Consider the following 25,968-nt stretch of genomic DNA (forward strand, 5'->3'; position numbering starts at 1 on the left):
GCGACCGAACCGCTGGATATGCGCGCCGGCACGGAGACGATCCTCGCGCGTGTCGTCAAGGTCTTCGGCTCGGCGCGCCCTCATCACGCGTACTTGTTCGCCAACAAGAACTCGACGCGGATGAAGGTGCTTGTCTATGACGGCCTGGGTATCTGGCTGGCCGCTCGGCGTCTGAACAAGGGGCGGTTCATCTGGACCAATGGGGATCTGATGATTGCCACCGCACTGAACCCTGAGCAATTGCAGGCGCTGGTGATGGGGCTGCCCTGGCGCACGCTCGCTCACGATCACGCGATCACGCTCGTGTAATGTCCCTAAAGTCGTAAACCGGCTTGCTTCCGCGGCGCGGTGGGTTCTGGCAGACTGGCCGCATGAACCTACCCGCCAATCTCGACGCGATGAGCCCCGACGAACTGCGCACGCTGGCTGCGCAGTTGATGGCTCAGGTCGGCGAGAACGAGCGGGAACTGCACTACCGTCAGACGCGTATCGACCAGCTCACGCACGAGATCGCTACGCTCAGGCGCCTGCATTTCGGCAAGCGCAGCGAGCAACTGAACGTCGAGCAGATGAGCCTGCTCAACGAGGCGATCGACGCTGATCTGGCCGCACTCGAAATCGAGCTCGAGCAGCTACAGTCGAATCCGGCGCCGGACAAGCAACGTCAGAAGCCAAAGCGCGCGCCCTTGCCGCCGCAACTGCCGCGCACCGACATCCACCATGAACCTGACGACATCACCTGCTCCTGCGGTTGCCAGCGCGTGCGTATCGGCGAGGACATCAGTGAGAAGCTGGACTATATGCCGGGGGTGTTCACGGTTGAGAGGCATATCCGCGGCAAGTGGGCCTGCAAGGCGTGCGAGACGCTGATTCAGGCACCTGTGCCGCCGCATGTGATCGACAAGGGCATCCCCACCGCCGGCTTGCTCGCGCAAGTATTGGTCGCGAAGTACGGCGATCATTTACCGCTGTATCGTCAGGAACGGATCTTTGCGCGCGCGGGTCTTGCCATCCCCCAATCGACGCTGGGCGAGTGGGTTGGCGTTTGCGGCGTGCGGTTGCAGCCGCTGATCGAGGCGCTTCGCGAAGTGCTTCTACAGCACGGTGTGTTGCACGCCGATGAGACGCCGGTGCAAATGCTGGTTCCCGGCAAAGGGAAGACGCAGCGCGCATACGTATGGGCGTATGCCACCACGCAGTTCGCCGACGTGCGCGCCGTCGTCTATGAGTTCGCCGATAGTCGCGCGGGCGAACATGCTCGTACGTTCCTCGGTGATTGGCGCGGCAAGCTGGTCTGTGATGACCATAAAGGCTACAAAGCCGGATTCGAGCTGGGGATCACCGAGATCGGATGCGTTGCCCATGCGAGACGAAAATTCTTTGAGCTGCACGCCAGCAACAAGAGTCAAATCGCCGAGCAGGCGCTGAAATACTTCGGCGAACTTTACGCGGTCGAGCGCGATGTCGCAGAACTCACGCCTGATCGAAGACGTGAAGTGCGCCAGGAGCGCGCCCGTCCGATCGCCGATGCCTTACATGAGTGGATGATTGCCCAGCGTAAGCTGGTCTCCGAGGGATCGGCGATCGCCAAGGCGCTCGACTACAGCCTCAGGCGCTGGGAGGCACTCACGCGTTATCTGGTCGATGGGCACGTCCCAATCGACAACAATTGGCTCGAAAATCAAATTCGTCCGTGGGCCATTAGCCGGTCGAACTGGTTGTTTGCCGGTTCATTGCGCGCTGGACAACGCGCCGCTGCGATCATGAGCCTGATTCGAACTGCGCAGCTCAACGGCCACGATCCCTACGTCTATCTGAAAGACGTCCTCAATCGCTTGCCTACCCATCGAGCCGACGACATCGTCGCGCTTCTACCGCATCGCTGGGCGCCTGCCGCAGCTTGATTGACGGCGATTTGGACCTGGGGGTGTCTTCGCCGGGTGCTTACATTTCGCCCTCGATACCGATGATGCAGAGGTCGTCTTCAAGCGTCGTGGACGTCGTGATGACCTTGCTCTTCGACAAGCCGCGCTCCTTACGCACGAATAATTCAACTTCTTCGAGCGGCAGCGGATTGCGCATAGACGGTCCTCGGGCTTCACGAGTTGGTTGTAATGAATGGCGCTGCGGTAACTGATTACGCCACCCGTGATGCTATCGATGTGCCGATTGTCGCACCCTTCGGTTTGCGCCTCGTTGGAAGGAATGGCCAGCCGATGATCAGCAGTGCCAGCCCGGTCAGATCGTCTACGCCGAAGTGCTTTGCGGCCTCGTCGAGCATGACGAGAATGAACAATTGCGGCGGCGTAAGGTTGTATGTATGCCGCATGTGTAGGTGTTGTTCGACACGTTTTGGTCCTCGGAGTCAATCAGGGCGAGAACGTGTCAGAACTCGATTCATCTGAGAATAGACGGACCGCCGTTTGCTGCTACCGCCTCGGGCATGGTTCCCGTCGGGATCGGCTCCGCGTTTTGGGCATTGGACATCAGTACCGTGGATAATCGACAATCGGTGAACGTGCACCGACGATGTGACCGCGCCTGGAGCATGTCAGTTGCCCAAGAAAGGAGCGCACCATGTCGACTCTATCTCTTTCGAGCGGTACGACAATCGACGAGATTGCGGACCGCATCTATCGCCTTTCCACTCCGGTCGAGATCCCAGGTGGCGGCGGATTCTCGTTCAACCAGTACCTGATCGACGACGACGAGCCGCTGCTATTCCATACGGGTCTGCGCAGGTTATTTCCGGTTGTCCGGGAAGCAGTCGAGCGGATCATGCCAATCGGTCGCTTGCGTTATGTCGGTCTCTCGCATTTCGAGGCCGACGAATGCGGCGCACTCAACGAGTTTCTCACGGCCGCGCCGCGTGCGGAGCCACTGTGCGGCCAAATCGCGGCTATGGTCTCGGTTAGTGATTATGCCGACCGGCCGCCACGTGCGCTGGATGATGGCGAGACCCTCTCGCTTGGGCAGCACACCGTGCGCTGGCTTTATACACCGCATTTACCGCACGCATGGGAATGCGGGTTCCTCATGGAGACAGCGTCGGCAACGCTGCTTTGCGGCGACTTGTTTACCCAAGGCGGTTCGAATCACCCGCCGCTTACCGAGGGCGACATCCTCGAACCGAGCGAGGCATTCCGTCACAAAATGGACTACTTCTCTCACACCAGGAACGCCCGCGCAATGCTGGAACGCCTCGCTGCATTTGAGCCGACAACGCTCGCCTGCATGCACGGCAGTGCTTGGCGCGGCGATGGCGCGGCCTTGTTGCGCGCGCTCGCCGACAGCGTTGAACGCGGCTAGGCCCTGCGCTGAAGGACCGCTTCGGAGCAAGCCGATCAGCTCGCCTCGTCCGGGGCTATGCCCGTCGTCCGTCTGTCACCGACCGCCGAGAAGCAACGTGGGTCGGTGGTCGAATGCCTGCGGATTTTGCGGCGACTTTCTACTTGGTTCCAATCACCATTGAATCGGGCCCGGTAAGAGCCTCGACGCGTACCTGTGTGAAGCCGACTTCCTGCATCCATTCGCGACACTGTGCGCCGGTATAGTCGAAGCCGCCCGGTGTCTCGATAAGCATGTTGAGGCTCATCAGCAGGCCAAAGGCATTGCGCCTTCGCTCATCGTCAATTATCGCGTCGTACACGATCAGGCAACCTCCAGGAGGTAGCGCTGCGTAACACTTCGCGAGGAGTTCGAGCTTCTGCCCGAGGTCCCAGTCATGGAGGATGTGCCCCATTACGAGCACGTCGGCCCCCGGACAGGGATCCTTGAAGAAGTCGCCCGGATAGAAATGCAACCGTTCCTGCAGGCCGTGCGACGTGACGTATTCTTCAAATACGGGGCGTACTACCGGCAGATCAAAGCCGCCGCCGCGCAAGTGGGGATGAGCGAGTGCGATCTGCACAGGTAAGGCGCCTTGGGCCGCGCCGATGTCGACGAAGGTGCTGTAATTCTGCCAGGGGAATTGTTGCGCAATCGCCTTGGCCGCGCCCAGGCTGACCCCGCTCATTGCACGCAGGAATTCACGTAGTTTGTGTTCGTCGCGATATATCGTGTCGAAGAAATTGCCACCTCCTTTAACCTCGCTCTGTGGCTGCCCCGTGCGAAGGGCTTCCGTCAGAGAACCCCAGAACGGATACAGCCGCGCGTTGGCCATTTCCAGCAACCCGCCTACATAGCTGGGCTTGGCCCGATCCAGAAAGAGTTCGACATCCGGCGCATTGCGGTATGTCCCGTCTTCGCGTTCCAGCAGATTCAATGCGACCAGCGCATCGAGAAAATCAAGGGCCGACCTCGGATGAAGCTCGAGTGCCTCAGCGAGCTGCGCGGCGTCGTGAGGACCTGTCGCGAGGCGCGAGAACACACCGAGTTCGACTGCGGACAATAGGGCCTTGGACGCCCAGAACCCCATGCCCAATTGGAGTACCCGTTCAGGGGAGGGTTCGCTCTGGCGCGTGTCGTCAGCGACAGGCTCCTCTTGAACCATGCTCGGTGTGCTTTTCATCATTGCTCCCGGCGGAATGTGAAGAGCATGAAATAGCGTAGTAGGCGAAGAAAAGCTTTTCAAGCGCTCGCTATCCTTCAGACGAACGAGCAATGCGTCGCGAATCCACTATCCTGTTGCCACGATCACATGCGCCTGAATTTTGCCGGCCACCGGCCCTTCGCCATGGCGGATGGCAATTGCCTTCGTCGCTCGGTCCGTGGCGAGTTGAAGCAAGCTGGCGTCGCGCGCTTCAATTTCATTACGCAGAGGCGTTCCCAGGCAATATGCGGCGGCAGCGTCTCGCGCCGAACTCGCCGAGCTCACCTTCTCGCGTGTCTCGACCTCGATGTCGGCAAATCCTGCGCGGCTCAGCTCTTCGCGGATCAGCGCGACATCGTGATAGCCGTGCGGCGTGCGGGCGAGGAATCTCGGAGGGTCGTGCGGAAACAGCGTGGCGACGGCATCGGTAACTTCTTCGGCAAAGTCGTTCTCTTCGATGCGGTCCCAGACATTGAAGACAAAGCGACCACCAGGCCTCAGCATGCGCCGCGCCTCGACGTAGCCGGCGACCCGGTTGGGAAAAAACATCGCGCCGAACTGGCAGCAAACAACGTCGAACGAGGCATCTTCGAACGGCAGATCGAGCGCGTCCGCTTGTCTCCATTCGATACGGCTGTCGGCCCCCTGCTTGGCCGCGGCATAGTCGAGCATGGGCTGGTTGAGGTCGGTCACGACGTAGCGCGCACCCGCGCAAAGTTTTGGCGCAAGCGCTCGAGTGACCACGCCGCTGCCGGCCGCCGTTTCAAGCACCGAGCTGGGCGAGGAGGCTGCGACAAGCTCCGCCAAGTCGGCGGCATAGGCCTCGAAGATCAGCGGCACCATCAGCGTGTCATAGAACTTCGGGATTGAGCCTCCAAACACCTTATCGCGCTCGGTCATGATTCCTCCGCGAAAGCACTAACGGTGCCCTTGACCATCATTCAAGAGCGCACCAACCTGCTGCAATGAGGATCATCAGCCCTCATGCTCTGCGTTTTCAGCGGTAACCGCCACGAAGAACTAAGGGGTCCGTCGTCGTTCTTCCTAGCAAGCCGACGAAAAACGCCGGCGGCTCTCGGTTTCTTGCGGTGCCGCCTAATGCGACGATCGTACTGTCTTTTTCGCGCCGTATCCAATTCGGTGGGGCGCTGCCCATTTCTGTTTTTGCGAGCGGGGCACATCTTGCTCTGCACAAATTACGCGATCCGTTTGAACAGCGTCGGATAGTCTTCGACCAGCCAATTCGTATCGATCGCCAACTCCGCCTGGAATTGCCGCAACGGGCCCTCGTACAGATAGCGCCGCCGCGGTTCGATGCACGTGTACGCCTGATCGGCCGGCTCGATCGTCAACGCCGGTAGCGCCAGATAGGCTACGCGGATTTGGCGCCGTTCGCCTTGCATCAGCCCCAGGCGACGGATTGGCAGCGTATTGGTGAATGGCGTGCCCGAAATGTCGATGTCGATGCAGCCATCGAGTGCCGCCAGCGGCCTGCCGTCGATGTCATACCAATGGCCATTGCCGTCAGCCGATACCACCAGCGTGCGCCCGTCGGTAAGCGCGACCAGTACGCGTCGCACCGTCCAGTCGGGGGCCATCTCAACCCGGTAGTGCACTCCATACGGCGAGCCGAAGCCGGTACCGACGACCACCGCCTCGCCGATCACGCGATCCGGCCATTCGTTCAACACCAGGTGCTCGGCGCCCGCGCCGTCTTCGGCGACCCACTGCGCAACGCATGTCATCTGTTGTCCCTCTGCAGGCTCGACTTGAAGTCTTCCCAGGTATGGTTTCCCATTAAGACACCCCATTCTCAGGCGGGACGATCCCACTCTCGCCAAGCTCCTTCGCCAAAAAATCGAGAAACACCTTCATCTTCGCGGGCAGGAAATGCCGCGACGGATAGACGGCATAAATCGTGGTTTCGTCGCTTTCCCACTCGGTGAGCGCCGGCACCAGCGAGCCTTCGGCCAAGTGACTGCGCACGTAGAGCTCCGGAATCAGGCTCAAGCCGAATCCGGCGAGCAGTGCGTCTCGTACCGCCAGGCTCGAGGAAACTTTATAGCGGCTCGTCACAGGCACCGTCACGGACCGCCCGTCCTTGCGAAACGCCCAAGCGGCGGAGTGATCCGACAACGTGAACTGCACACAGCTATGGTCGGCGAGCTCAAGTGGATCATTTGGCATGCCGCAGCGCTCGAAATAAGACGGCGCCGCACACAGCACATGCTTGAGAACCATCAGCTTGCGCGCCACGAGCCGGGAATCCTCCAGCCTGTCGCTGCCGCGCAGCGCGCAATCGTAGCCATCGCGGATCAGATCCACGCGCCGGTCGTCCAGGTGGAGATCGAGCGAAAGGCCGGGGTGACGCGCCAAAAATCGCGGGAGCGATTGCGAGATCGTCAGCAGTGTCAGCGTGATGGGCGCGCTGACGCGAAGCTGTCCGGCAGGCTGTTGCTGCAATTCGCCCACCGAGCCGTCCGCTTCGTCGAGATCGTCCAAAATGCGTGCGATCCGCTCGTAATACTGCGTGCCGGCTTCGGTCAAGCTGAGCCGCCGGGTCGTCCGGTTCAGCAATCTCGCGCGCAAATGCGTCTCCAATTCGCCGATGTTCTTGCTCACCGCAGCGGGAGACAGGCCCAATTGTTTCGCGGCCCGGCTGAAGCTGCCGACGGAGACGACGGTCCGAAACACAGTCAACGCGGTCATGCGGTCCATGATTGCGCACCCCTGGTAAATGGTCTTTTCCGTCGACGCAATATTATCAATCCAGGCGCGCGTAATTAGCATGACGAGGTGTCGCTAGCCGAACTTCTGGAAGGAGCCTCGTCATGCCGCTACCCACCGTCGCATCAACCCTGCGGGTGCCCGTCCTCGATTCGACGATGAGCTACCGGCAGTTGGGCCCGGAAGACGCCCCCGTCGTTCTGTTCCTGCATGGGAATCCGACTTCGTCGTACATCTGGCGCAACATCATGCCTGCAGTCGCCGATACACACCATGCCATCGCGCCGGATCTGATCGGTTATGGGCACTCGGGCAAGCCGGACATCGACTACCGTTTTGCCGATCACGTGCGCTACCTGGACGGTTTCATCGAAGCGCTGGGTCTAGGTTCCCTTTATCTCGTGGCGCAAGACTGGGGTACTGCGCTGGCATTTCATTTCGCCGCGCGTTTTCCTCAGCGCGTGAAGGGCCTGGCGTTCATGGAATTCATTCGGCCTTTCGACCGCTGGGATGAATTTCATCAAAATTCCCAGGCGCGTGCGACCTTTCAGAAGTTCCGCACCCCGGGCATCGGCGAGGAAATGATCCAGCGCGACAATTTTTTCCTCGAACGGGTTCTTCCGGGCTCGATCCAGCGCACGCTATCCAGCGAGGAATTCGCAACCTACAAGCTGCCCTTTCCGACGGAGGAATCGCGCAAGCCGATCTGGCGTCTGGCAAACGAATTACCGATCGAAGGGCAACCGCAAGATGTCCATCGATGGCTGACCGAAGCACACGCGGCGCTCAAGGCTTCGACGTACCCGAAGCTCTTGTTCGTCGGCGATCCGGGCGCAATCGTGTCGCCGGCCTTCGCGAAACAGTTTGCGGCAGGCCAGCAGAATATCGGCGTCGTCGAACTGGGCGCGGGTTTCCATTATCTGCAGGAAGACCACGCGGCGCAGATCGGCGAAACGCTGCGCGCATGGATTGCCAGCATCGAGGAGGGTTCGCATCCCGAAGAGTTGCCGGCCGCCGGTGCTCGCGTACGCATGCCATCCATGCAGGCTGTCCGGGGCGATGCCGCTGAAGTGAGTGTCGATGTCTGATTGACGCGAATCCCCTCACCACCGAACGGTCCGACCTTGGTAGTCGAGGTACTCCAACCCGGGACGCCCTAACTTGCCCAGCAGCACGTTCACGACCCCGGGCACGCTCTCGTCGATGGACAATCGTCCCTCGGGCCCTCCGAGGTCGGTGCGCACCCAGCCCGGCGCCATCAGCACCATGGGCCGTGGCATGCCGGCTTGGCGCGCCGCAAAGCTGCGCATGAACTGATTCAGCGCCGCTTTGCTGCCCCGATAGACCTCCCGCTGGCCCGTTTCGTTGTCGGCGATGCTGCCTTGCCCCGACGACATGATTCCAATCAGGCCGTCCGGCGCAACCAGGTCGGAAAGGCGTTCCACCACGCGCATTGGGCTGAGCGCGTTGGCGATCATCAGGTTGACGAAATCCTCGGTCGACACCTCGCCAATCGTTTGGGTGGGATCCGGATTGGTGGTGCCCGCATTGACGAATAGCATCTCGAACGTGCGTCCGGCCAGGCGCTCGCGCAAGGCGGCGATCTGCTCGGGCCGCGTGATATCGAGCGTCTCGATTTCGACCTGACCGGGACATGCATCGGCCAAGTCGTGCAGCAGCGTTCGGCGGCCGGCGCGGACGGTGCCCACCACGTGCCATCCCTTCTTCGCGAACTCGGCCGCCATGGCGTGGCCGAGGCCGCGCGAGGCGCCGATCAGCAAAATGGTGCGGACACGAGCGGATGTGGAAATGTCTGGCATGGCGGGATCCTTTGTTCAAGTGACGTCGTCGATTTTCCGGATCGCGGTCAGCTTGCGCCAGACGCTCGGGATGCAATCGACGGTTGCACGCAGCGCCATACCCGAGTTGTTTTGGACTATGCTGCGGGCATGTCACGCATCGACCTCAACCTCTTGACCGCGCTCGATGCGTTGCTGAGCGAACGCAGCGTTACGCGAGCCGCGCTACGCCTGAACCTCAGCGTTTCGGCGATGAGCCGTACGCTGGCGCGCCTGCGCGTAGCCACTGGCGACCGGTTGCTATTGCAAGCGGGCCGCGCGCTGGTTCTGACGCCTTACGCCGAGCAGTTGGGTCAGCGCATTCCGGCGCTCCTACGCGAAGCGGAGGGAGCGCTGAGCCGTGCCGACCCTCGGCTGGAGATCGCGGCCCTCGAGCAGCGTTTCACCGTGCGTGCCGGGGAGGGCTTCATCGATCTGCTGGGCGCAGCGTTGATCGATCGGGTGCATCGAGCGGCGCCTGGTGTTCAGCTTCGCTTCGCGCCGAAGCCGGATTGGAATGCGCAACCGCTGAGGGAAGGGGGCGTCGATCTGGAGATCGGCATCGTCAAAACCGCCGCGCCGGAGGTCCGCGCGCGCGTGCTCTTGCGCGACCGCTACGTCGGCGTGTGCCGCGTCGGTCATTCGCTGTTGAGCAATGGTGATGTCAGCATCGATCGATGGACCGCGTACCCGCACGTGGACATATCCCGCACTGGCGAAGCCGATAGTCCGGTGGACGTCTCCTTCGCGTCGCGCGATCTGCGGCGGAGCGTGCCGATCGTCGTGCCGTCATACACGAGCGCTATCCAGCTCGTTCGTCAATCGGACTTGTTGGCCGTCGTCCCGTATTCGTGCTTGGGCAATGCCTTTGTGCCCGAGTATGCAACGGCCAACGGCGTGCAGAGCTTCGAGCTGCCGCTGGCGGTGCCGGCATTCAACGTCTCGGCGATTTGGCATCCGCGCCTCGATCACGATCCGGCTCATCGCTGGTTTCGCGCCGAAGTGCTGGCGCTGTGCTTGGCCGCTTACCCGCGCACTGCGAGTCGGGATAGACCTTCATCGACCTGAGCCTCGCGGCGAGACCCACCGAACGCGTGCATACGATCTGTGAAACTGCACTTTACGCAGGCGCCATCTTCAACGTGACGATGCCGGCCACCACGAGCGCCACGCCGCCGAGTCGGATCAGCCCGACGGGCTCTCCGAACAGGGCAATGCCGAGCAGTACCGTTCCCGCCGCGCCAATTCCGGTCCATACCGCGTACGCCGTGCCCACGGGCAGCACTTGTAGTACGCGGCCCAACAGGAAGACGAACGCGGCGAGCAACAGCAAGGAAATCACGCTCCAACCCAGCCGTGTGTAGCCCTCGGCGTATTTCATCGAGACCGCCCAGGCGACATCGCAAAGCCCCGATACGATCAACCACCCCCATGCGGCCCCTTGGCTCATAGCGTTGATTCCGTTCATTGCGTCGACGCTCCCGAGCGTTTGAGCAAATAGGCATCGTGCCGAGTCAGAAACGCCCGCAGACGCTCCTCATAGCCGGGCAAGACCGCATCCGTCACGCTGGGTCTTTCGAACAACGCGCGCCGCCAGGCGTCGACCTTCGGCGTGTGCGCAAAGACGCCGGTGGGCACGAGTGCATCGAAAACATCGAAGTATCTGAAGATCGGCGCGAATGCCGCGTCGACGAGGCACATTCGCGAACCGGAAAACAACGGACCGTCGCCGAGTTCCGCTTCGACGCGAACGAACTTCTGTTCCAGGGCCTCGCGCTTCGTCTCGTAGGTGGTCGCGTCGGTCGCGGTCTCGAAATGCCAGAGATCCGCGAGGATGGCCGAAGCGAATTCGATCCAACTGCGATGCCGCGCCCGCTCGAGCGGATCCGACGGGTGCAGCGAGGGGCCCGCGCCGACATCTTCGAGGAATTCGCAAATGACCGCGCTCTCGAAGACGGCGGCAGGCGGCTCGGCGCTGCGCCCGTCGACGAGCAACAACGGAACTTTGCCGAGCGGCGATATCGCACGAAACCATGCGGGTTTGTCCGCCAGATCGATGTAGCGCCGCTCGAAAGCCACGCCTTTTTCAGCGAGAGCGATCGCGGCGCGCTGTACATAGGGACACAGCGCATGGCTCACCAGGGTATAGGTCGGCGTACTCGATAAGGCAGTCATGCCGGCACCTTCAATCCTTCGGCCTTCATCGCTTCGCGGACGGCCGGTCGCCGGCCGACCCGTTCGAGATAGGCGCGCAGACTCGGGAAGCTGGAGAGATCGACATCGACGAACCGCGACCAACTGACGATGGTGAACAGATACGCGTCGGCCACCGTGAAGGCTTCGCCCGCGAGAAAGGGCCCGCCCGCAGCCAAATGCGTTTCGACGTATCGCAGCCGCTCCGCAATCTTGTTGCGCGCGACTGCTTGTGCTTGCGCGCCGTATTCATCGTGGAACAGCCATGGGCTGTACATCTTGTGCAATTCGGTGGCGATGAAGTTCAGCCACGCTTGCAGGTGGACGCGAGCCATCGTTCCCGCCGGCGGCGCCAGGCCGCTTTCCGGCTTCAGGTCGGCCAGGTATTGCACGATCGCGGGGCCTTCGGTCAGGAGCGTGCCGTCGTCGAGTTCGAGCACCGGGACATAGCCGTTTGGGTTGACAGCCGAGAAGTCGGTCCCGGAACCGGTGGTGTGCGGCGTTTTAGTGAGGCTCACGCGTTCCAGGTCGACGGCGATGCCGGCTTCGACGGCGACGATATGCGGCGACAGCGAGCAGGCGCCGGCGGAGTAATAGAGCTTCATGGGGGCCTCTTGAACGATGGCGGTAAATGAACGACCCGACCAGCATACGGGCTGCGAGCACGCAACGTCTATTGCGCAAATGCCGTTTCGGATTGCATTCACGCAAGCGATCGTCAACGTTCATGTGCGGCGATGACTCTCTGCCGCGCCACACTGGCTTGGCAACTCACCACATCTCCGGCGGCCGGCGCCATAAGGGACGATCATGAAAAGGAATCGCCGCGTGAGGCGCGGGCGGTCGGCGAGCCGATACGATCAGCGATAAGAGCCGGTCCCATCGCACCTGCGCGGGGATCTTCCCGGGGATGCGAATTCGCTCGGTCAATCCGAGGAAATGTGCGACCGCGTTCACGGACTGTACATAGGGCAGTCCAACCGTCAAATGCCAACCGGCATTGGCATCGGGTAATTCATCCCGTGCGATTTTGTTCAGCGAATCGGAAAACGTCGCCAACATCGGCTCCAAGCGTGGGACCTGCGCATCGCCCATCACGCACGTCCACTGGCCGTCGATTTTCACGAAGAAGACGTTCGCGTCACCGATCGTATCCAGTGTCCGCTTGGTGGAGTTGGAAAATCGGATCGCCAACGCTACGAAATCGCGCACCTCGCTGAGAAGGTCGGGATCGTCACACTGCATTAGAAGGCTGATCAGCGTGTCCTGCTCGGCGAGGCCATGAATTTTCTCGAATAGCATCCGCTCGTCGGGGCCGAAATCACGGCCGGGATACTTATTGGCAACCCACAGATCGGACGCCAATTTGTAGTCCTCCGCATCCGGTAATCGATGCGAGGAATCTTCGACGTAGTGGCCTCTGAAACTGATCGCATCCTCTCCGCGTGCCACCCTGTCATACAGTTCGCTTATATCCTTCTGATAGCGCACGACAAGGTCCATTGGGTAGATTCGATTGCTGTCGATCGGCATCGGGGAATAGATGACGTTTTGGCCGTCGACGACGACCTCATGTTCTCGGACTTCTTCCTGCGCCAGTAGCTTGAGAATCCTGCCCGGAACCGGCACGGTCGTATACCGCAGAAATTCCCGAGGCAGACGTGAACCAAAAAAGCTCCGCATTTCCCGCAGATTGCGCCGCTCCTGCCGCAAACTGCTCTGGGCCATTGCGGCAAGATGAGCAGGCTCGTAGTTCGGATCTCTGCCCATGAATTGCATGTTGTAGCCCGTCTGAACCCTCGGCTGCAGCATGTCGATCTTCGCCACGAGCGGATGTCCGGGTAACCTGTAAACGGCGTTGAACACACCTCCTGCGTTCAGGAATTCCGGCCGCAAGCTTGCAAAAAGCGGGTGTTCGCTGGGCGCGATATGCAATGCCCGCCGTCGAAGCCATGTCTTGATCGCTGCTTCGCGCTCCGTCGCGGGTTTATCGGCATGTTTTAATAGTTCGTTCGCATACTCGTTCGCGTCATAGGTCGGCCCGAGCAGGTCTTGGACCGACGCACGCAACGCTGCTGACGCCGACTCCGAAGCCTTCGATCGGCTATCAGTGGAGCGAACGATGAGCGACTTCGGCTTCGAGACGTCATTCTTCGCGGACGCGTGCGGCTCTTGCCCACTCAATGCCGCAAGCGGGCCGATAATAGGGCGTTGCCCGGATAAGCGCGTTGGCGGCGAAGATGCCCTGGCGGGCGAACGCCCATTCTCAGAAGAGGGCGGCGTTGTCCGGCCGGATCCGTGAATAGGTAACGAAGACATAGGAACTAAACCAAGACAAGTGTGAGACCGCCGGGAAACCTTATTCGATGTGCAGGCTGTCGAGTGCCACAACCCCATGCCCAAGCATATCGGACGACGAGTCGATGGCGGAGCGGGGCATTCGCGCTCTCATCGCACATTTCGCTGCTCAGCAGCGAGCGTAGCGAACGTCTAGCGATGCCTTCGCGCATCGCTCCCGCATTTCGCCGGACAATGCGGCACTTCGTACCGGCCGGGGTCAGCATGACGTTCCCTTTATCGGTAACGGCATCACAAGCGCGGAAATGGGCTTCGACATCACTCGCACGAACGGGGTGCACCCGATCGCTTCCGCTACGGGCGGGAGCCAAACATCGTCATCGAATGCCGCCGGGGCGTCAGCGTCTCGTGGTCGGCGAGCGCTCACCGATGGCTACCTGCAAGGGCTGCCCGTCCGGACTGCGAGCGGCGCAAGACCGGCCGCGGTGGCCAAGCCGAGCGGGTGGGCTGCTGTCGCCGCGCATATCCGAAATCCCGCCGACGACCCGCGCGTATCGAATCTCGTCGCGAAACTCGAGGTGCTCCACGAGCAATCGCCGACGTTTCGCGCACGCATGAAAAAGGTGGTCGGCGAGGGGGGAGTCACGATCACCGTTGCCAAAAGCGACCATTTGCCCAAAGCCTTTACGCACCCCGGACTGCGTCGCATCCATCTTTCCGAGGAAGTGGCTAGCGATGCCCCGGGCGTTGCTCACCGGTCGCTGCCAGCGCTTGCGGTGGAAATCTCGAACCTGTATCGGGGTGAAGAGTTCGAGACGCTCAACCGTCATGTCAAGCATGGGCGCCTCGGCATCGAGCATGCCGCTCGATTGAAGGAAACCGCCGAGTACGGCTCGGTGACCGATATGGTTCGGTTCTTTTCCGAGGCGCGCCGGAGTCTGGAGCAAATGGGTTTTGGGAATCCTTCCGATTGGTACGCCCGTATCGGTCCGTTCGGCGACGTTCGTGGCGCCTACCCGACGGCGAACGATTACGTGAGCGCCGCCGTGAAGTCCGGCCATACCGCAGCGTACGAACGGCAGTTCGCGTACATTGCGGCGGAAATGAAGCGCACCGCCGAGCCGTCCGCCAATAACGATTCGACTGACGCGGCCCTTAACCCGAAATCCGCGGCGCGGCCGGGTGAGCGCTAGACCGGATAGCGGTCTTGTCGTTCGCCAGGGCGAACAGACGTCACACGCACGCCGCGCCGCAGAGCGTGCCGGCTTTCCTGTTGGCTGAATGCGCCGGTGCAGCGATCGGGCTACTGCTTCATTGGATGCTGCAGTCCCGTCGGGGCGGCCACGGTCATCGCAACTTCATGGGGTCCCCGGGGCGCGCCTGGGTGTCACGATCCGCTACGCCGGACGCCGACCGGTAACGCGCTCACCCGCTGCACTTCGGGCGTGGCAAGCCAGTCGGTCTCCAGACATTGCAGGAACATCGCGGTCGCGTCTTCTCCCCAGAACAGATCGCCGTTGCGCACGAACGTAGGTACACCGAACACACCGAGTGCGATCGCCGCGTCGGTGTGATGGCGCAAGGCGTCTTTCACCGCGGGCTGCTCGACGGCGGTGACGCCCTCCGGAAAGCCGACCGCTTCGCACAGCGCGGCGAAGCCCTCGGGTGAAGCCACGTCTCGTCCCTCGCGCCAGATGTGCCGGAATACCGCACGGACGGCATCGAGCGAGCCACCCATCGCAATCGTCAAGCGTAGCGCCTTGATCGGGTTGAACGGATGCGCGGGCGGCATGCGGTATGCAATGCCGAGTTGCTGAGCGCGAAACAGCGCATGCCGGTAAGTGAACGTCCGCTTCGCGTCGATCTCGGCGGGGGCCTTTTGGCCCCAGTGGTTCAGGATCGCGCCCAGTACCACCGGGCGCGGACGGATGGCGAGGCCTGCCGGCAGCCTGTCGAACTGTTCGATCTGCAGGTAGGCGAACGGGGAGACTACGTCGAAGAACCAGTCGATGGTGTCGGGCATGGACGCTCCTCGGGCGGTACGCGCATCCGATCGCGCGGACGGCACAAACGGCGCCCCGGTCAGGGCGCGAATGTCCGCCAGTGTCGCATGCGAGACGATCTCGTGCAGCGCGAGGCCGGTCCCGGTCGCATCGTTCAGCAAGCACCCTGTCGGACAGTCTTTTCGTTCGCGAGTCCGAATACAGGTCGCACTAACGTACCGATCACGCTGCCGAAAAACGCGCAGGCAGCCCAAAGCCATCCATGCAGGCTGCCCGAGACGATACCGCTGAAATAGGCGCCGATATTGCAGCCGAACGCGATGCGTGATAAAGCGTGAGCCCGAGTAAACCGCCCACGATCCATAGCGCAGCCTGACGGCCACTGACCGTGGTGTCGAGATAAACGAGGCCCGCAAGGAAAGCGAGCGATGCAACGCCGAGCGCACCCAGATGAATGTCGGAGCGCGTCGCGCGACCGGCAACGGAAATGTCGGACATAGTGGCCAATCTCTGAGGGAAAGACAGACTGATAGGAAAAGCGGTATTCCAAATGAATTATCTGTCTGAGACGGTGGGCCGTGGACGAATGATTAGTTATAAGCGTATTCCCCCGTAGGATGCAGGGTCATCGTCCACCGTCGGCCGACAGCTTGGCGCGGCGCGAGCAATGCATCGACGCAAAATCCCTGGTGCAAACGCGGTCCGGGCTTGCAACCGCGCAAGAAGCCGATTAGCGTCGCGTTCATGAACGACTGGAACGAACTTCGCCTTGTCCTCGCCGTATATAGAACCGGCAGCTTGACGGCCGCGGCCGAGCGGCTGCGCGTCGATCATTCGACGGCTTTTCGACGTCTGAAGGCGCTTGAAAGCCGGCTCGGCGTGCGACTTTTCGAACGCTCGGCGGGCGGGGCCTACGAGGCCACGGAAGCGGGGGCCCGCATGGCTGCCGCGGCCGAACGGATGGAGGACGAGGTGCTGGCCATGGATCGCGACATCACGGGCCGGGACCATCGGCTGTCCGGCCGATTGCGCGTCACTTCGTCGGAAACACTCGCTTACAGTCGGCTGACCCGCCACTTGGCAGCATTCAGGGAGGCCCATCCCGGCATCGTGGTCGAACTCACCGTCGACAATCGCGTGCTCAATCTCTCGCGCCGGGAGGCCGATATCGCGCTGCGTCCGGTGCGCCCGAAAGAAGGCGAGCTATGGGGCCGCAGGCTGGCCAATGTCGGATGGGCGCTTTACGCCTCGCCCGAATATCTGGAGGAGCACGGCGGCGCATTGGCGCACGTCGACGAACTCGAAGGCCATGCGTTGATTGGCTGGGAATACGCTGCATCCGGTATCCAAGCGGCCGAATGGCTGGCGCGCACTGCCGCTCCTGATGCTTTCGTTTATCGGGCCAACAGTCTCATCAACCAGTTCGTCGCGGCGCGTGCCGGTATTGGGCTCGCGCTACTGCCGTGCTATCTCGGTGACAGCCAGCCCGGCGTCGTTCGTGCGCTGCGCGCACCGGTGCCGGAACTCGAGGGCGAGCTTTGGATCGTCGCGCACGCCGATCTGAAAGGCACGGCACGCGTCAGAGCGTTTTTCGATGTCGTGGGCGAGGGGCTGGCTCGTGAGCGCGAGCTGTTCGAAGGGCGGTTCGACGCGAACGAGGCTGTTCGTCCGGCAACGTCTGCCGTACCATCCCGGTTCAATAAAAAACTCCGAACATGACTTGAATCAGGACGGGACCTTGATTTACACGCTGCTTTCCATTTTTATTGGCGCCGGTTTGGGCGCGTTGCTGCGCTGGGGATTTTCGATCGGACTCAATGCCATGTTTCCGATGGTGCCGCTCGGCACCCTTGCGTCGAACCTCATCGGCGCCTATCTGATCGGCGTCGCCGTGGTCTTTTTCAGCGCGAAGGCCGGCTTGCCGCCCGAGTGGCGGCTCTTCGTGATCACCGGCTTCATGGGCGGGCTCACGACGTTCTCGACGTTTTCGGCCGAAGTCGTCACACTGATCGCTCAAGGGCAATTTGCGTGGGCGCTGATCGAAGCGGCGCTGCATGTGTTCGGCTCGTTCGCGCTGACCGGCCTCGGCATCTGGACAGCCCGGGCCTGGCTCTACGCAGGGTAAGCAGACCGGCGTTCGATTCTGCTCCACACCGTTCTTGGAGACGCGCCATGGACGAGTATGTGCTGTTACGGTTTTATGTCCACGAAAACCATCGCCTGCATTGGAAGCCGTTGTGGGAGTGGCTGCTGACCGAAGCAAGCCGAATGGGCGTCACGGGCGGCTCCGCTTTTCGCGCGATGGCTGGTTTCGGCGCGCATCGCGTGCTGCACGAGGAGCGCTTTTTCGAGCTGCAGGGCTCGTTGACAGTCGAAGTCGAATTCGTCGTGACCGAGGCCGAAGCGCAGCGCCTCATCGAACGGGTTTCGCAGGAAAAGCTGCGCGCCCTCTATGCGATCATCCCGGCCCGCTTCGGTGCCATCGACAATACATAGACCGTGAAGGCAACCGAGGCCGTCGCTCGCGATTTCGGGAGGAGACGGCCCGAATAAGGGTTTGCCCCTATCAAGTGCCGCGCTCGTCAGCCGTTACACAAGAGGCATGGAGTCATGACGAGAGGGCGGTGATGAACGGCCAAACGTTTGCGCGAACGCTGTGGCTATCCCTTCTTCCGAGCTTGGTCGGCCTGACCGTCATTCCGCGACTCGATGCATGGTTGTTGCGTCAAGTTCATCGAACAGCTCGGAAACATCCGGCCGTACGAAGCGGTGGGTTCCCGACGGGGCAGGAGGATACGCATGGTGAAGGGAGAAATCGAGCGGCTGGAAAAGACGGTGCACACTTTAGCCCGCCTTCCCTGGCTGATCCGTCGTGAATACTGGGTCTCGCAGATCGAGCACCTGTTGGCAGCGACAACGATATCGATGACCGATCGCCGACGGTTAGCCGCGTTGCTGGAGCAGCTTTCAGCGATGCCGACGGACTTGCGGTTGCCGCAATACGAGCGCACGTTGGCTGTTCCGGTACATAGCGGATGAGCGGCGCGTCGACTGGATATTGAAGGCTCGCGCTGGCCTTCGCAGTCATTCCAAGCGGACGCCACGCGCGTCGTCCGTATTCTCCTGCAGCGCAATCCTGACAAGCTGACACGTATCGCTGCGGCACACCGCAACGCGTAGGCGCAGTAATCCCTGCGGCCTGCCCGGGCCTGATTGCGGTTGATTGGTGCCAAAGGGACAACACCGTGATCCCGTTTGAATGGCTACCGCGGTACGCCGGCTCCTCCTACGATGACTTCGTGCGGCGCATTGCCGCTAGCGACATCCGCTTCAAGCGTATGTCCGCCGTCATCGCCAGGAGAATCCTATGACCCAGCGTATCAACTACATTCAACAATCGCCGGAGCTCTTCAAAAAGCTCCTCGAATTCAGTAATCGGCTGAAGGAAAGTGCAATCGAAGAATCGATCCGTGATCTCGTGTCGATCCGAGCGTCGCAGGTCAATGGCTGTGGCTTTTGCGTCGACATGCACGTAAAGGAAGCACGCATACACGGCGAGCGCGAACTGCGCCTCCATCATCTGGCGATCTGGCGCGAATCGACGCTGTTCGCACCGCGCGAACGCGCCGCCCTCGCGTGGACGGAAGCGCTGACCAAACTTGGCGAGCTTGGCGTGTCCGACGATATCTACGAACGCGTTCGTGCGCAGTTCTCCGAGAAGGAGATCTCCGACCTGACGTACGAAGTGATGGCCATCAACGCTTGGAACCGCGCGAACGTTGCATTCCGGACCGTGCCGGGTTCGGCCGACAAGGCATTCGGCCTCGACAAGGCTAACCTCGCCTGAACCGTCTCGTTGTTCCTCGTCTTCGTCCCGCGCGTGCGGGACGCGCTATTTGGAGCGCACACCATGTTTCGACTGAAGCACACCACAATCGCAATGCTCGCCGTCGCCAGCGCCCATATCGGCATGGCACGCGCGGCGGCGCCCGAAGCCGTCGTGACACCGCTGATGACCAAGGCGCTCATCGGTCATCCGGGCGAGGAAGCATTGATGATCACTGTGACGTATCCGCCGGGTGCCGTCGACCCCGTCCATCGCCATAATGCGAACGCCTTCGTTTATGTGCTCGAGGGATCGATCGTGATGCAGGTCAAGGGCGGCAAGGAAGTCACGCTCACGCCTGGGCAGACCTTCTACGAAGGCCCGAACGATGTACATACGGTTGGGCGCAACGCGAGCCAGACCCAACCCGCAAAGTTCATCGTGTTTCTTTTGAAGAAGAAGGGTGCGCCGGTCCTTGTGCCGGTGAAGTAAGGAATGTCTTCGACGATCGACAGTCACACGCTCTTGCTGCCCCAGGGGCGTTGAGTCAGTCAACGACGGTCACGATATTGACGGTCCCTTGTCGTGCCATCTTTGCATACGGGCACAAGCGCTCGGCGGTTCGAACCATCTCTTCCGCCAGGCATCGATCGACGCCCGGCATCCGGACCCGAAGGTCGATGACCAACGCATAGCCTCCGTCCATCGGATCCCGACCGAACGAAACCTGCACTTCGACAACCGTATCGGCGATGTCCATCGCGGCGCGTTTCCCGAGCAGGTTCAGCGCTCCGTGGAAGCACGCCGCAAAGCCCGCCGCGAACAACTGCTCGGGATTGGTCCCGTTCCCGGGGCCGCCGAATTCGGTGGGCAGCCGCAGCTCCACAACGAGATTTCCGTCATCCGAACGGGCCACTCCCGATGCGCGCCCGTGCCCCGTCTCGCCACCGGAAACGGTGACAGTCGTTGTATACAGGGGATGAAAATCCCGGCCCCGGTACCTGTCCAGGAGAGAAAGTGGGGGGGCTTGCAGCTTTTTGTCGTCCATTACGCATTCTCGAGTTCAGTGACGCGCGACTCGACCCCGATCATTCGATTCGTCGGAGTCTCTCTTGTCGAGCGAACGATCGTGTAAGGAATGCCCGATCTGCCCGTGTATCCGGGCTGCTCGTCAGTTTACGGGACAACGCCGCTTCCATCGTAAATGCACGCGGATTGCAACGGTAGGGCCGCTATGGGAGACACGGTGTTTCCCGTTCGGCGACAATCCAAATGTAATGATCGGACGTAAGGCGCTCATCCAAGAGACTGCTTTTGAAACAGGCGGGTGCTACACTGCCATACACCAGACCCACCTCCAGTTTGACGGCGCCGCATGCGAACGGGGCCTTCCCCGATAGTTTTCGATGCAACCATTCGTGTCCGCTGTGCACCTGAAGGCAAGGTCCAGTACTGTGACGCGTCGGCCTTCTCGAGCTGCATTCGCAGCCGTTTCCGGTCCCACCGGAGCGGCGCCAATGACCGCCACTTCATAGTCGCAACTTGGCAGTCGTTGTCGGTGCCAGCGCATGCTGGCGCCCGGACGGCTCATCCGGTCACGTCTCGGCAGTGGGGCTATCAATGGACCAATCGGATACATCGCAGCGAGGCTTCCGCGTTGGCTTGCCAAATAACGCTGACGCTTTGTCTACCTGTTTCGCGACGAGCTACGCTGGGATCATCGCCTTCATGGCGGTCGCAACCGAGGGAAGCTTTGCCAAAGCCGGGGAGCGATTGGGGGTAGGGCGCTCGGCTGTCTGTCGAAATGTTCAGAAGCTCGAAACGCAGCTCAGTACGCGCCTGTTTCTCCGAACGACAAGAACGACAACCCTGACACAAGAGGGCGAAAGGTTCTTCGAGAACTGCAACCAGGGCGTGGCTCATATCGTTGGGGCCGTGAACGATATGCTGGACCTCCGCCAGGGTCCACCTCGTGGCTTCCTTCGCGTCCTCTCGACTGTGGGCTTCGGACGCAAAGTGGTTGCTCCGCTGCTTTTCCGGTTCTCCGAGGTCTATCCTGATATCGCAGTCGACCTGCTTCTGGACGACAGGCCAGTCGATTTCGCAGCGGAACAGATCGACGTCGCGTTTCGCGATGGGTGCATCGAGGATTCCAGCATTATTGCGAAACAGCTGATTCCAATGCAGATGGTACTCTGCGCGTCGCGTGCCTACGCGGAGGAGCGAGGACTTCCATCTACGCTGGAAGACCTGGCCCGGCACGACTGTATCAACCTGAGGCTCAACGGTCGCGTATTCGATTGGGATTTCAAGGTCGACGGCCATATGCGAAAGTATCTGCCGACCGCCAGACTGACTTTCAACGACGCGGACCTGGTATTGCAAGCGGTCCTCGAGGGCCGCGGAATCGCCCAGATGCCCGGATATCAAGTGTGCGATTACATTGCGCGCAATGAGCTCGTCACGGCTCTAAGGAGATATGTCCCGGACGACCGGGGTCACTACATATGCTATCTCTGCCGGCAGCATTTGCCGTCACGCATTCGTGTGTTCGTCGATTTCATGACGGACGAGATCCGGGCGCACAATTCCCTTTGCCTGGGCGAATTCAATACTGACGATTCCGAAAGCCTGCATCAGGCGTGAACATCATCAGCGGTGCCGTCGCATGTTGACATGCTCGAGCACGCCGATGGTGGCAGGCGGTTCGCCTCGCTGATTTCCGGAGCCATAGCTTGGCCGCGCTTATTGGTGTCCACGCGGCAACAGTGAGTGTTCCGATGCGTATCTACCGAGGTCGCGACTCGACGCCTACTATTCCCGACATGGCACCGCGATCGGCTCGATTTGCTCGATTGAATTGGCCGGGAGTCGGGGTCGTTAGTGGAGAGCATCATGCTTCGTCTGGGACCCCTATCGGTGTTTGCAGGCTGGATCATGCTGTCTGCGGTTAGTGTCGGGCTTGCAATTGCCGTCTCGTTCAGCGGCATTTTCTGAAGCGCGATATCCGCCTCAAATCGAAATCTTCCATAGCCAGGCACGCCTGACAATGGAAAGATGCGGCTCGCAAGGCAGACATCCAATTGAATCTCCCGAGCGGAATCTCGGAGGGACTCGCGTCTTAATGCAGCCATAACATGGGCGGTTCGCCATGGAAAGTTCGTATCTTGATTGCCGCACAACCTCACCGGAGCTGGGCAACACCGAATGCACTATCGAAGTTGGCGCCCATATTGTCACAGAGCGGCAAGGCTATACACACCATGGAATTTATGCGGGGAATGGACGGGTGATTCACTACGGTGGATTTCATCATTCCGCGCAACGGCGGCCCATTGAATATATTCCGTTGCACGGCTTTGCGGCGGGAAGAGCGATAAAGGTTCGATCTGAACCGGGAGCCATTTATACCGGGATAGATGCCGTGGAGCGAGCCAGGTCCCGCCTGGGCGAAGACCGATATCGGCTGCTGACCAATAACTGCGAACACTTCTGCACATGGTGTGTGTCAGGTGTCGGACATAGCGAACAGGTACGCCGATGCATAAGGAACCCATGGCAAGGCATGAAGATGCTGCTCGCGCTTGCGAGAGAGGAATGCATGATAGGCCGGAAGATGAACATTCAATCGAACATCAGGCAGTGCGTACCGCGTGCGCTGAAACAGGCTGTGCCGGTGATGTTTGCGGCGGTGCTCTCGGCGTGTGTGAACTATGCCGATATACACAGCGACGCGAAAATGGCCGAGCCGCAGCAGTATGCCACTCAGCAAAGCCTTCCCGCGCAACACGGCCATTGGCCCGCCGCCAACTGGGCCGACCAGTTCGGCGACGCTCAACTCAAGGCGCTGATCGAGGAAGCGTTGAAAAGCAGTCCGACGCTCGGAGAGGCGCGTGCACGCGTTGCTGCTGCATCGGCGTACAGCGAAATGGCGAAGGCGAGCACGATGCCGCGGGTCGACGCGAACTATTCGCTCACGCGTCAACGGTTCTCGAGTACGACTTTCGTGCCGCCCCCGTTTGGCGGCTCGTGGCAGACCGAGAACAAGGGACTGTTGAGCGCGTCCTATGATCTCGATCTGTGGGGCAAGAACCGCGAAGCGCTGAAAGCGGCAATTTCGCTGCGTCAGGCGAGCCAGGTGGACGCGGAAGTCGTCGAGCTGACGCTGACGACGTCGATTGCTCGCACGTACAACCAGCTTGCGCGCCTGTATGTGCTACGCGACATCGCTGAAGACGAAATCACGCATCGCGAGCAGATCGACCGGATCGCGGCGGGCCGTATCGCGACTGGGCTGGACACAGAAGTCGAGCGCAAGACCGCGCAGGCCAACCTCGCGACGAGCCGCGCCGCGCTGAACTCGCTCGACGGACGCATCCTGACGGTTCGCTATGAGATCGCTGCGCTGCTTGGCGCAGGTCCCGATCGTGGCCTGCGTATCGCGCGTCCGGCGCTGGGCATGGGTGACGAAGTGCGCCTGCCCGACAACTTGCCCGCCGATCTCGTGAGCCGCCGCCCGGAGATCGTGGCTGCGCGATGGCGTGTCGATGCGATGACACACGATGTGAACGAGGCCAAGGCCGAGTTCTATCCCGACTTCAACTTGAGTGCTGCAATCGGGCTCGACGCATTCGGTTTTGGTCGCTTTCTGACGGCAGCGAGCCGCACGGCATCGGTCGGTCCGGCCATCCATCTGCCCATCTTTGACGCGGGCGAACTGCGAGCACAACTGAAGGGCCGCTACGCCGACTTCGACTACGCGGTCGCGGCTTACAACCAGTCGCTCGTGACCGCGCTGAGCGAAGTCGCCAAACAACTCGCGGATGTGCGTTCGACGGATGCGCAGCTTGCGGATGCTCAGACCGCGCAGGACGCCGCACACGAGGCTGACAAGCTCGCGCTCGTGCAGTACAAGGCGGGTCTCACGAATCAGTTGACTGTTCTGAACGCCGACGTCAACGCGCTCTCCGCCGATCAGGCCGTCGCGGACCTGCGCATGAACCGCCGAGATCAGCAGATTGCACTGGCTTCCGCGCTGGGAGGCGGTTTCGTCGACACGTCGAACCGAGACTCTGCGGCAGCGTCGCGCACAGAAGCGTCCGCACCCAACAGCCCCGTTGTCGCCGCGCGCTGAGCCGCCGCCACAGAATTTGCCTGGAGAACTGGAATGAGCGAGATCAATACTGTGGAGCGCCAGGAGACCCGGGTGACCGGCGCAAAACATGACGCAGCAGTCGACCCGAAAGCCGCGGTCGAGAATCGACCGGACACAGGCAAGCGCAAGATGCTGCTCGCGCTGCTCGGCGGAGTTGTCGTTGTGTCGGTGGCGGCTTACGGCGCGTACTACATGACGTATTTGCGTTACCACGAATCTACCGACGACGCGTACGTCAGCGGCAATCTCGTGCAGTTGACGCCGCAGGTGACGGGCACTGTCATTGCCGTGAATGCCGACGACACACAGATCGTGAAGGCAGGCGATCCCGTAGTTACGCTCGACAACGCGGATGCGAGAGTTGCGCTCGGCAACGCAGAAGCCATGCTTGGTCAGGCCGTGCGGCAGGTCAGCCGTTTATACGTGGACAACGATTTCTATGCCGCGAACGTCGCACAGAAGCGCTCCGAGCTGGCCCGTGCGCAGGATGATCTGCGCCGCCGCCAGGCCGTCGCCGATACCGGTGCTGTGTCCGCCGAAGACATCGCGCACGCGCGTGACGCCGTGACGGCCGCGCAGGCGGCCCTCGATGCCGCACGTCGACAGGCACAAGCCAATCGCGCGTTGACCGACCGCACGACGATCGACCAGCACCCGAACGTGCAGGCCGCCGCGTCGAAAGTCCGCGATGCGTATCTCGCGTATGCGCGCGACACGTTGCCGGCGCCCGTCACCGGCTATGTCGCGAAGCGTTCGGTGCAGGTCGGGCAGCGCGTGTCGCCGGGCACGCCTCTGATGGCGATCGTGCCGCTCGAAGGCGTGTGGGTCGATGCGAACTACAAGGAAAGCCAGTTGCGGAACATGCGGGTCGGTCAGCCCGTGACGCTGACGGCCGATGTATATGGCGGCAAAGTCCAGTACCACGGCCGCGTTCTCGGGTTCTCGGCGGGCACGGGCAGCGCGTTTTCCACCTTGCCCGCGCAGAACGCGACGGGCAATTGGATCAAGATCGTCCAGCGTCTGCCCGTGCGCATTCAGCTCGATCACAGGGAGCTCGAAGCGCATCCGCTGCGCATCGGCCTGTCGATGGATGTCGATGTGGATACGCACGGCAACACGGGCGCACAGCTCGGCGCCGCGGCCAACACATCGTATCGCACGGATGTGTTTGCCGAATACGGTGCGCAGGCAAATGCCGAGATCGAAAAGATCATCGCGCAGAACATCGTTTCTTCGCGTGCGGGGTCCATGGGCAACGTCGTATCGTCGACACCTTCCGCAAAGCCCGACGCAAGCGAGAAGAGCGACAAGATCGACACCAGCCTGCACGCAGGCTGAATCGCCTGCCGGAGCACGACTCGCGATCGTGTTCCGGTTCATTCACTACTCTGACGGGT

At 61.3% G+C, this 25,968-nt stretch carries 27 protein-coding genes and 3 pseudogenes; 17 read left to right on the forward strand and 13 right to left on the reverse strand.

Features of this window, described 5'->3' with window-relative positions; all coding sequences use genetic code 11:
- Together tnpB and GWC77_RS19300 are read left to right on the forward strand one after the other, a co-directional pair.
- On the forward strand, positions 1 to 309 hold a 309-nt coding region (gene tnpB / locus GWC77_RS19295), incomplete at its 5' end, for an IS66 family insertion sequence element accessory protein TnpB (protein WP_173259681.1).
- 62 nt (positions 310 to 371) lie between these two features.
- Positions 372 to 1,904: an IS66 family transposase gene (locus tag GWC77_RS19300; protein WP_173259683.1), complete on the forward strand. Its 1,533-nt coding sequence runs from the start codon at positions 372 to 374 to the stop codon at positions 1,902 to 1,904.
- 40 nt (positions 1,905 to 1,944) lie between these two features.
- Here GWC77_RS19300 and GWC77_RS19305 read toward each other — a convergent pair whose 3' ends face one another.
- Positions 1,945 to 2,082 (reverse strand): hypothetical protein, encoded by a 138-nt coding sequence (locus GWC77_RS19305; RefSeq protein WP_173259684.1) that lies wholly within the window; start codon positions 2,080 to 2,082, stop codon positions 1,945 to 1,947.
- Positions 2,083 to 2,577: 495 nt separating this feature from the next.
- On the opposite strand from GWC77_RS19305, the gene GWC77_RS19310 reads away from it, so the two are divergent.
- Positions 2,578 to 3,309 carry an MBL fold metallo-hydrolase gene (locus GWC77_RS19310; protein ID WP_173259686.1) on the forward strand — a complete coding sequence of 244 codons (732 nt, stop codon included), beginning with the start codon at positions 2,578 to 2,580 and terminating at the stop codon, positions 3,307 to 3,309.
- A 139-nt stretch (positions 3,310 to 3,448) separates the two neighbouring features.
- On the opposite strand, the gene GWC77_RS19315 is transcribed toward GWC77_RS19310, so the two are convergent.
- From GWC77_RS19315 to GWC77_RS19330, 4 genes are all read right to left on the reverse strand, one after another.
- Complete coding sequence (locus GWC77_RS19315; RefSeq protein WP_254367047.1) at positions 3,449 to 4,492, reverse strand: acetylserotonin O-methyltransferase; 1,044 nt, start codon at positions 4,490 to 4,492, stop codon at positions 3,449 to 3,451.
- Positions 4,493 to 4,618: 126 nt separating this feature from the next.
- Complete coding sequence (locus GWC77_RS19320) at positions 4,619 to 5,431, reverse strand: class I SAM-dependent methyltransferase (protein ID WP_173259688.1); 813 nt, start codon at positions 5,429 to 5,431, stop codon at positions 4,619 to 4,621.
- Between the two features lie 296 nt (positions 5,432 to 5,727).
- Complete coding sequence (locus GWC77_RS19325) at positions 5,728 to 6,276, reverse strand: putative glycolipid-binding domain-containing protein (protein WP_173259690.1); 549 nt, start codon at positions 6,274 to 6,276, stop codon at positions 5,728 to 5,730.
- Between the two features lie 52 nt (positions 6,277 to 6,328).
- Positions 6,329 to 7,249 (reverse strand): LysR family transcriptional regulator, encoded by a 921-nt coding sequence (locus tag GWC77_RS19330; protein WP_173259691.1) that lies wholly within the window; start codon positions 7,247 to 7,249, stop codon positions 6,329 to 6,331.
- 113 nt (positions 7,250 to 7,362) lie between these two features.
- On the opposite strand from GWC77_RS19330, the gene GWC77_RS19335 reads away from it, so the two are divergent.
- Positions 7,363 to 8,346: a haloalkane dehalogenase gene (locus GWC77_RS19335; RefSeq protein WP_173259693.1), complete on the forward strand. Its 984-nt coding sequence runs from the start codon at positions 7,363 to 7,365 to the stop codon at positions 8,344 to 8,346.
- Between the two features lie 15 nt (positions 8,347 to 8,361).
- On the opposite strand, the gene GWC77_RS19340 is transcribed toward GWC77_RS19335, so the two are convergent.
- Positions 8,362 to 9,078, reverse strand: a complete 717-nt coding sequence (locus GWC77_RS19340; protein WP_173259695.1) for an SDR family NAD(P)-dependent oxidoreductase — start codon at positions 9,076 to 9,078, stop codon at positions 8,362 to 8,364.
- 129 nt (positions 9,079 to 9,207) lie between these two features.
- Here GWC77_RS19340 and GWC77_RS19345 point away from each other — a divergent pair, with 129 nt between their 5' ends.
- A complete protein-coding gene (locus GWC77_RS19345; protein ID WP_173259697.1) occupies positions 9,208 to 10,164 on the forward strand; it encodes a LysR family transcriptional regulator in 957 nt (318 codons plus the stop codon).
- A gap of 52 nt (positions 10,165 to 10,216) precedes the next feature.
- On the opposite strand, the gene GWC77_RS19350 is transcribed toward GWC77_RS19345, so the two are convergent.
- The 4 genes from GWC77_RS19350 to GWC77_RS19365 form a co-directional block, all read right to left on the reverse strand.
- Positions 10,217 to 10,546 (reverse strand): multidrug efflux SMR transporter, encoded by a 330-nt coding sequence (locus tag GWC77_RS19350; RefSeq protein WP_173259699.1) that lies wholly within the window; start codon positions 10,544 to 10,546, stop codon positions 10,217 to 10,219.
- A gap of 14 nt (positions 10,547 to 10,560) precedes the next feature.
- Complete coding sequence (locus GWC77_RS19355; protein ID WP_173259701.1) at positions 10,561 to 11,271, reverse strand: glutathione S-transferase family protein; 711 nt, start codon at positions 11,269 to 11,271, stop codon at positions 10,561 to 10,563.
- The gene (gene gstA, locus GWC77_RS19360; RefSeq protein ID WP_173259703.1) at positions 11,268 to 11,894 is read right to left on the reverse strand and encodes a glutathione transferase GstA; all 627 of its coding nucleotides are present in this window, start codon (positions 11,892 to 11,894) and stop codon (positions 11,268 to 11,270) included. The genes GWC77_RS19355 and gstA overlap by 4 nt, the downstream gene beginning before the upstream one ends.
- A 166-nt stretch (positions 11,895 to 12,060) precedes the next feature.
- Positions 12,061 to 13,116: a hypothetical protein gene (locus GWC77_RS19365; RefSeq protein WP_173259705.1), complete on the reverse strand. Its 1,056-nt coding sequence runs from the start codon at positions 13,114 to 13,116 to the stop codon at positions 12,061 to 12,063.
- Between the two features lie 956 nt (positions 13,117 to 14,072).
- Here GWC77_RS19365 and GWC77_RS19370 point away from each other — a divergent pair.
- Entirely contained in the window at positions 14,073 to 14,780 is a 708-nt protein-coding gene (locus GWC77_RS19370; protein ID WP_173259707.1) for a type III effector HopF2, read from the forward strand.
- 194 nt (positions 14,781 to 14,974) lie between these two features.
- On the opposite strand, the gene GWC77_RS19375 is transcribed toward GWC77_RS19370, so the two are convergent.
- Together GWC77_RS19375 and GWC77_RS29650 are read right to left on the reverse strand one after the other, a co-directional pair.
- Positions 14,975 to 15,610, reverse strand: coding sequence for a 2-hydroxychromene-2-carboxylate isomerase (locus tag GWC77_RS19375; RefSeq protein ID WP_173259709.1), 636 nt, complete (start codon positions 15,608 to 15,610; stop codon positions 14,975 to 14,977).
- A 134-nt stretch (positions 15,611 to 15,744) separates the two neighbouring features.
- A pseudogene (locus GWC77_RS29650) lies at positions 15,745 to 15,950 on the reverse strand (YeeE/YedE thiosulfate transporter family protein); the annotation flags it as partial.
- Positions 15,951 to 16,334: 384 nt separating this feature from the next.
- Between GWC77_RS29650 and GWC77_RS19385 the strand changes: the two are divergent.
- The 7 genes and pseudogenes from GWC77_RS19385 to GWC77_RS19410 all read left to right on the forward strand — a co-directional run bounded on the left by GWC77_RS19385 (position 16,335) and on the right by GWC77_RS19410 (position 19,908).
- On the forward strand, positions 16,335 to 17,309 hold the full coding sequence (locus tag GWC77_RS19385; RefSeq protein ID WP_173259711.1) for a LysR family transcriptional regulator: 975 nt from the start codon (positions 16,335 to 16,337) through the stop codon (positions 17,307 to 17,309).
- Between the two features lie 19 nt (positions 17,310 to 17,328).
- Positions 17,329 to 17,715, forward strand: a complete 387-nt coding sequence (gene crcB / locus GWC77_RS19390; RefSeq protein ID WP_173259713.1) for a fluoride efflux transporter CrcB — start codon at positions 17,329 to 17,331, stop codon at positions 17,713 to 17,715.
- 47 nt (positions 17,716 to 17,762) lie between these two features.
- Positions 17,763 to 18,086, forward strand: coding sequence for a DUF190 domain-containing protein (locus GWC77_RS19395; RefSeq protein WP_173259715.1), 324 nt, complete (start codon positions 17,763 to 17,765; stop codon positions 18,084 to 18,086).
- 303 nt (positions 18,087 to 18,389) lie between these two features.
- Entirely contained in the window at positions 18,390 to 18,629 is a 240-nt protein-coding gene (locus GWC77_RS19400; protein WP_173259716.1) for a hypothetical protein, read from the forward strand.
- 39 nt (positions 18,630 to 18,668) lie between these two features.
- Positions 18,669 to 18,770, forward strand: a pseudogene (locus tag GWC77_RS29655) (RNA polymerase subunit sigma-24); the annotation flags it as partial.
- A gap of 187 nt (positions 18,771 to 18,957) precedes the next feature.
- Positions 18,958 to 19,437, forward strand: a complete 480-nt coding sequence (locus GWC77_RS19405) for a carboxymuconolactone decarboxylase family protein (RefSeq protein ID WP_173259718.1) — start codon at positions 18,958 to 18,960, stop codon at positions 19,435 to 19,437.
- A 63-nt stretch (positions 19,438 to 19,500) separates the two neighbouring features.
- Complete coding sequence (locus tag GWC77_RS19410; RefSeq protein WP_173259720.1) at positions 19,501 to 19,908, forward strand: cupin domain-containing protein; 408 nt, start codon at positions 19,501 to 19,503, stop codon at positions 19,906 to 19,908.
- A 55-nt stretch (positions 19,909 to 19,963) separates the two neighbouring features.
- On the opposite strand, the gene GWC77_RS19415 is transcribed toward GWC77_RS19410, so the two are convergent.
- On the reverse strand, positions 19,964 to 20,464 hold the full coding sequence (locus tag GWC77_RS19415) for an Ohr family peroxiredoxin (RefSeq protein WP_173259722.1): 501 nt from the start codon (positions 20,462 to 20,464) through the stop codon (positions 19,964 to 19,966).
- A 572-nt stretch (positions 20,465 to 21,036) separates the two neighbouring features.
- On the opposite strand from GWC77_RS19415, the gene GWC77_RS19420 reads away from it, so the two are divergent.
- The 4 genes and pseudogenes from GWC77_RS19420 (at position 21,037) to GWC77_RS19430 (ending at position 25,909) form a co-directional block, all read left to right on the forward strand.
- Positions 21,037 to 22,062 (forward strand): LysR family transcriptional regulator, encoded by a 1,026-nt coding sequence (locus GWC77_RS19420; RefSeq protein WP_173259724.1) that lies wholly within the window; start codon positions 21,037 to 21,039, stop codon positions 22,060 to 22,062.
- Between the two features lie 505 nt (positions 22,063 to 22,567).
- Positions 22,568 to 22,921, forward strand: a pseudogene (locus GWC77_RS29660) (lecithin retinol acyltransferase family protein); the annotation flags it as partial.
- A 111-nt stretch (positions 22,922 to 23,032) separates the two neighbouring features.
- Positions 23,033 to 24,550, forward strand: a complete 1,518-nt coding sequence (locus tag GWC77_RS19425) for an efflux transporter outer membrane subunit (protein WP_254367048.1) — start codon at positions 23,033 to 23,035, stop codon at positions 24,548 to 24,550.
- Positions 24,551 to 24,583: 33 nt separating this feature from the next.
- Positions 24,584 to 25,909, forward strand: coding sequence for an HlyD family efflux transporter periplasmic adaptor subunit (locus GWC77_RS19430; RefSeq protein WP_173259728.1), 1,326 nt, complete (start codon positions 24,584 to 24,586; stop codon positions 25,907 to 25,909).
- Positions 25,910 to 25,968: the final 59 nt, after the last annotated feature.

The sequence above is a fragment of the Paraburkholderia sp. NMBU_R16 genome, assembly GCF_013282575.1.
Lineage (GTDB): Bacteria > Pseudomonadota > Gammaproteobacteria > Burkholderiales > Burkholderiaceae > Trinickia.

What these genes read in the sequence shown, in the direction of transcription:
- GWC77_RS19410 (WP_173259720.1), top strand. Translation starts at nt 19,501, where the DNA reads ATGTTTCGACTGAAGCACACCACAATCGCAATGCTCGCCGTCGCCAGC.
- GWC77_RS19420 (WP_173259724.1), top strand. Translation starts at nt 21,037, where the DNA reads ATGGACCAATCGGATACATCGCAGCGAGGCTTCCGCGTTGGCTTGCCA.
- GWC77_RS19340 (WP_173259695.1), bottom strand. Translation starts at nt 9,078, where the DNA reads ATGCCAGACATTTCCACATCCGCTCGTGTCCGCACCATTTTGCTGATC.
- GWC77_RS19415 (WP_173259722.1), bottom strand. Translation starts at nt 20,464, where the DNA reads ATGGACGACAAAAAGCTGCAAGCCCCCCCACTTTCTCTCCTGGACAGG.
- GWC77_RS19395 (WP_173259715.1), top strand. Translation starts at nt 17,763, where the DNA reads ATGGACGAGTATGTGCTGTTACGGTTTTATGTCCACGAAAACCATCGC.
- GWC77_RS19315 (WP_254367047.1), bottom strand. Translation starts at nt 4,492, where the DNA reads ATGGTTCAAGAGGAGCCTGTCGCTGACGACACGCGCCAGAGCGAACCC.
- GWC77_RS19405 (WP_173259718.1), top strand. Translation starts at nt 18,958, where the DNA reads ATGACCCAGCGTATCAACTACATTCAACAATCGCCGGAGCTCTTCAAA.
- GWC77_RS19385 (WP_173259711.1), top strand. Translation starts at nt 16,335, where the DNA reads ATGAACGACTGGAACGAACTTCGCCTTGTCCTCGCCGTATATAGAACC.
- GWC77_RS19375 (WP_173259709.1), bottom strand. Translation starts at nt 15,610, where the DNA reads ATGCCCGACACCATCGACTGGTTCTTCGACGTAGTCTCCCCGTTCGCC.
- GWC77_RS19310 (WP_173259686.1), top strand. Translation starts at nt 2,578, where the DNA reads ATGTCGACTCTATCTCTTTCGAGCGGTACGACAATCGACGAGATTGCG.
- GWC77_RS19300 (WP_173259683.1), top strand. Translation starts at nt 372, where the DNA reads ATGAACCTACCCGCCAATCTCGACGCGATGAGCCCCGACGAACTGCGC.
- GWC77_RS19355 (WP_173259701.1), bottom strand. Translation starts at nt 11,271, where the DNA reads ATGACTGCCTTATCGAGTACGCCGACCTATACCCTGGTGAGCCATGCG.
- GWC77_RS19350 (WP_173259699.1), bottom strand. Translation starts at nt 10,546, where the DNA reads ATGAGCCAAGGGGCCGCATGGGGGTGGTTGATCGTATCGGGGCTTTGC.
- GWC77_RS19345 (WP_173259697.1), top strand. Translation starts at nt 9,208, where the DNA reads ATGTCACGCATCGACCTCAACCTCTTGACCGCGCTCGATGCGTTGCTG.
- GWC77_RS19325 (WP_173259690.1), bottom strand. Translation starts at nt 6,276, where the DNA reads ATGACATGCGTTGCGCAGTGGGTCGCCGAAGACGGCGCGGGCGCCGAG.
- GWC77_RS19430 (WP_173259728.1), top strand. Translation starts at nt 24,584, where the DNA reads ATGAGCGAGATCAATACTGTGGAGCGCCAGGAGACCCGGGTGACCGGC.
- GWC77_RS19335 (WP_173259693.1), top strand. Translation starts at nt 7,363, where the DNA reads ATGCCGCTACCCACCGTCGCATCAACCCTGCGGGTGCCCGTCCTCGAT.
- GWC77_RS19305 (WP_173259684.1), bottom strand. Translation starts at nt 2,082, where the DNA reads ATGCGCAATCCGCTGCCGCTCGAAGAAGTTGAATTATTCGTGCGTAAG.
- GWC77_RS19400 (WP_173259716.1), top strand. Translation starts at nt 18,390, where the DNA reads ATGGTGAAGGGAGAAATCGAGCGGCTGGAAAAGACGGTGCACACTTTA.
- GWC77_RS19330 (WP_173259691.1), bottom strand. Translation starts at nt 7,249, where the DNA reads ATGGACCGCATGACCGCGTTGACTGTGTTTCGGACCGTCGTCTCCGTC.
- gstA (WP_173259703.1), bottom strand. Translation starts at nt 11,894, where the DNA reads ATGAAGCTCTATTACTCCGCCGGCGCCTGCTCGCTGTCGCCGCATATC.
- GWC77_RS19425 (WP_254367048.1), top strand. Translation starts at nt 23,033, where the DNA reads ATGAACATTCAATCGAACATCAGGCAGTGCGTACCGCGTGCGCTGAAA.
- GWC77_RS19320 (WP_173259688.1), bottom strand. Translation starts at nt 5,431, where the DNA reads ATGACCGAGCGCGATAAGGTGTTTGGAGGCTCAATCCCGAAGTTCTAT.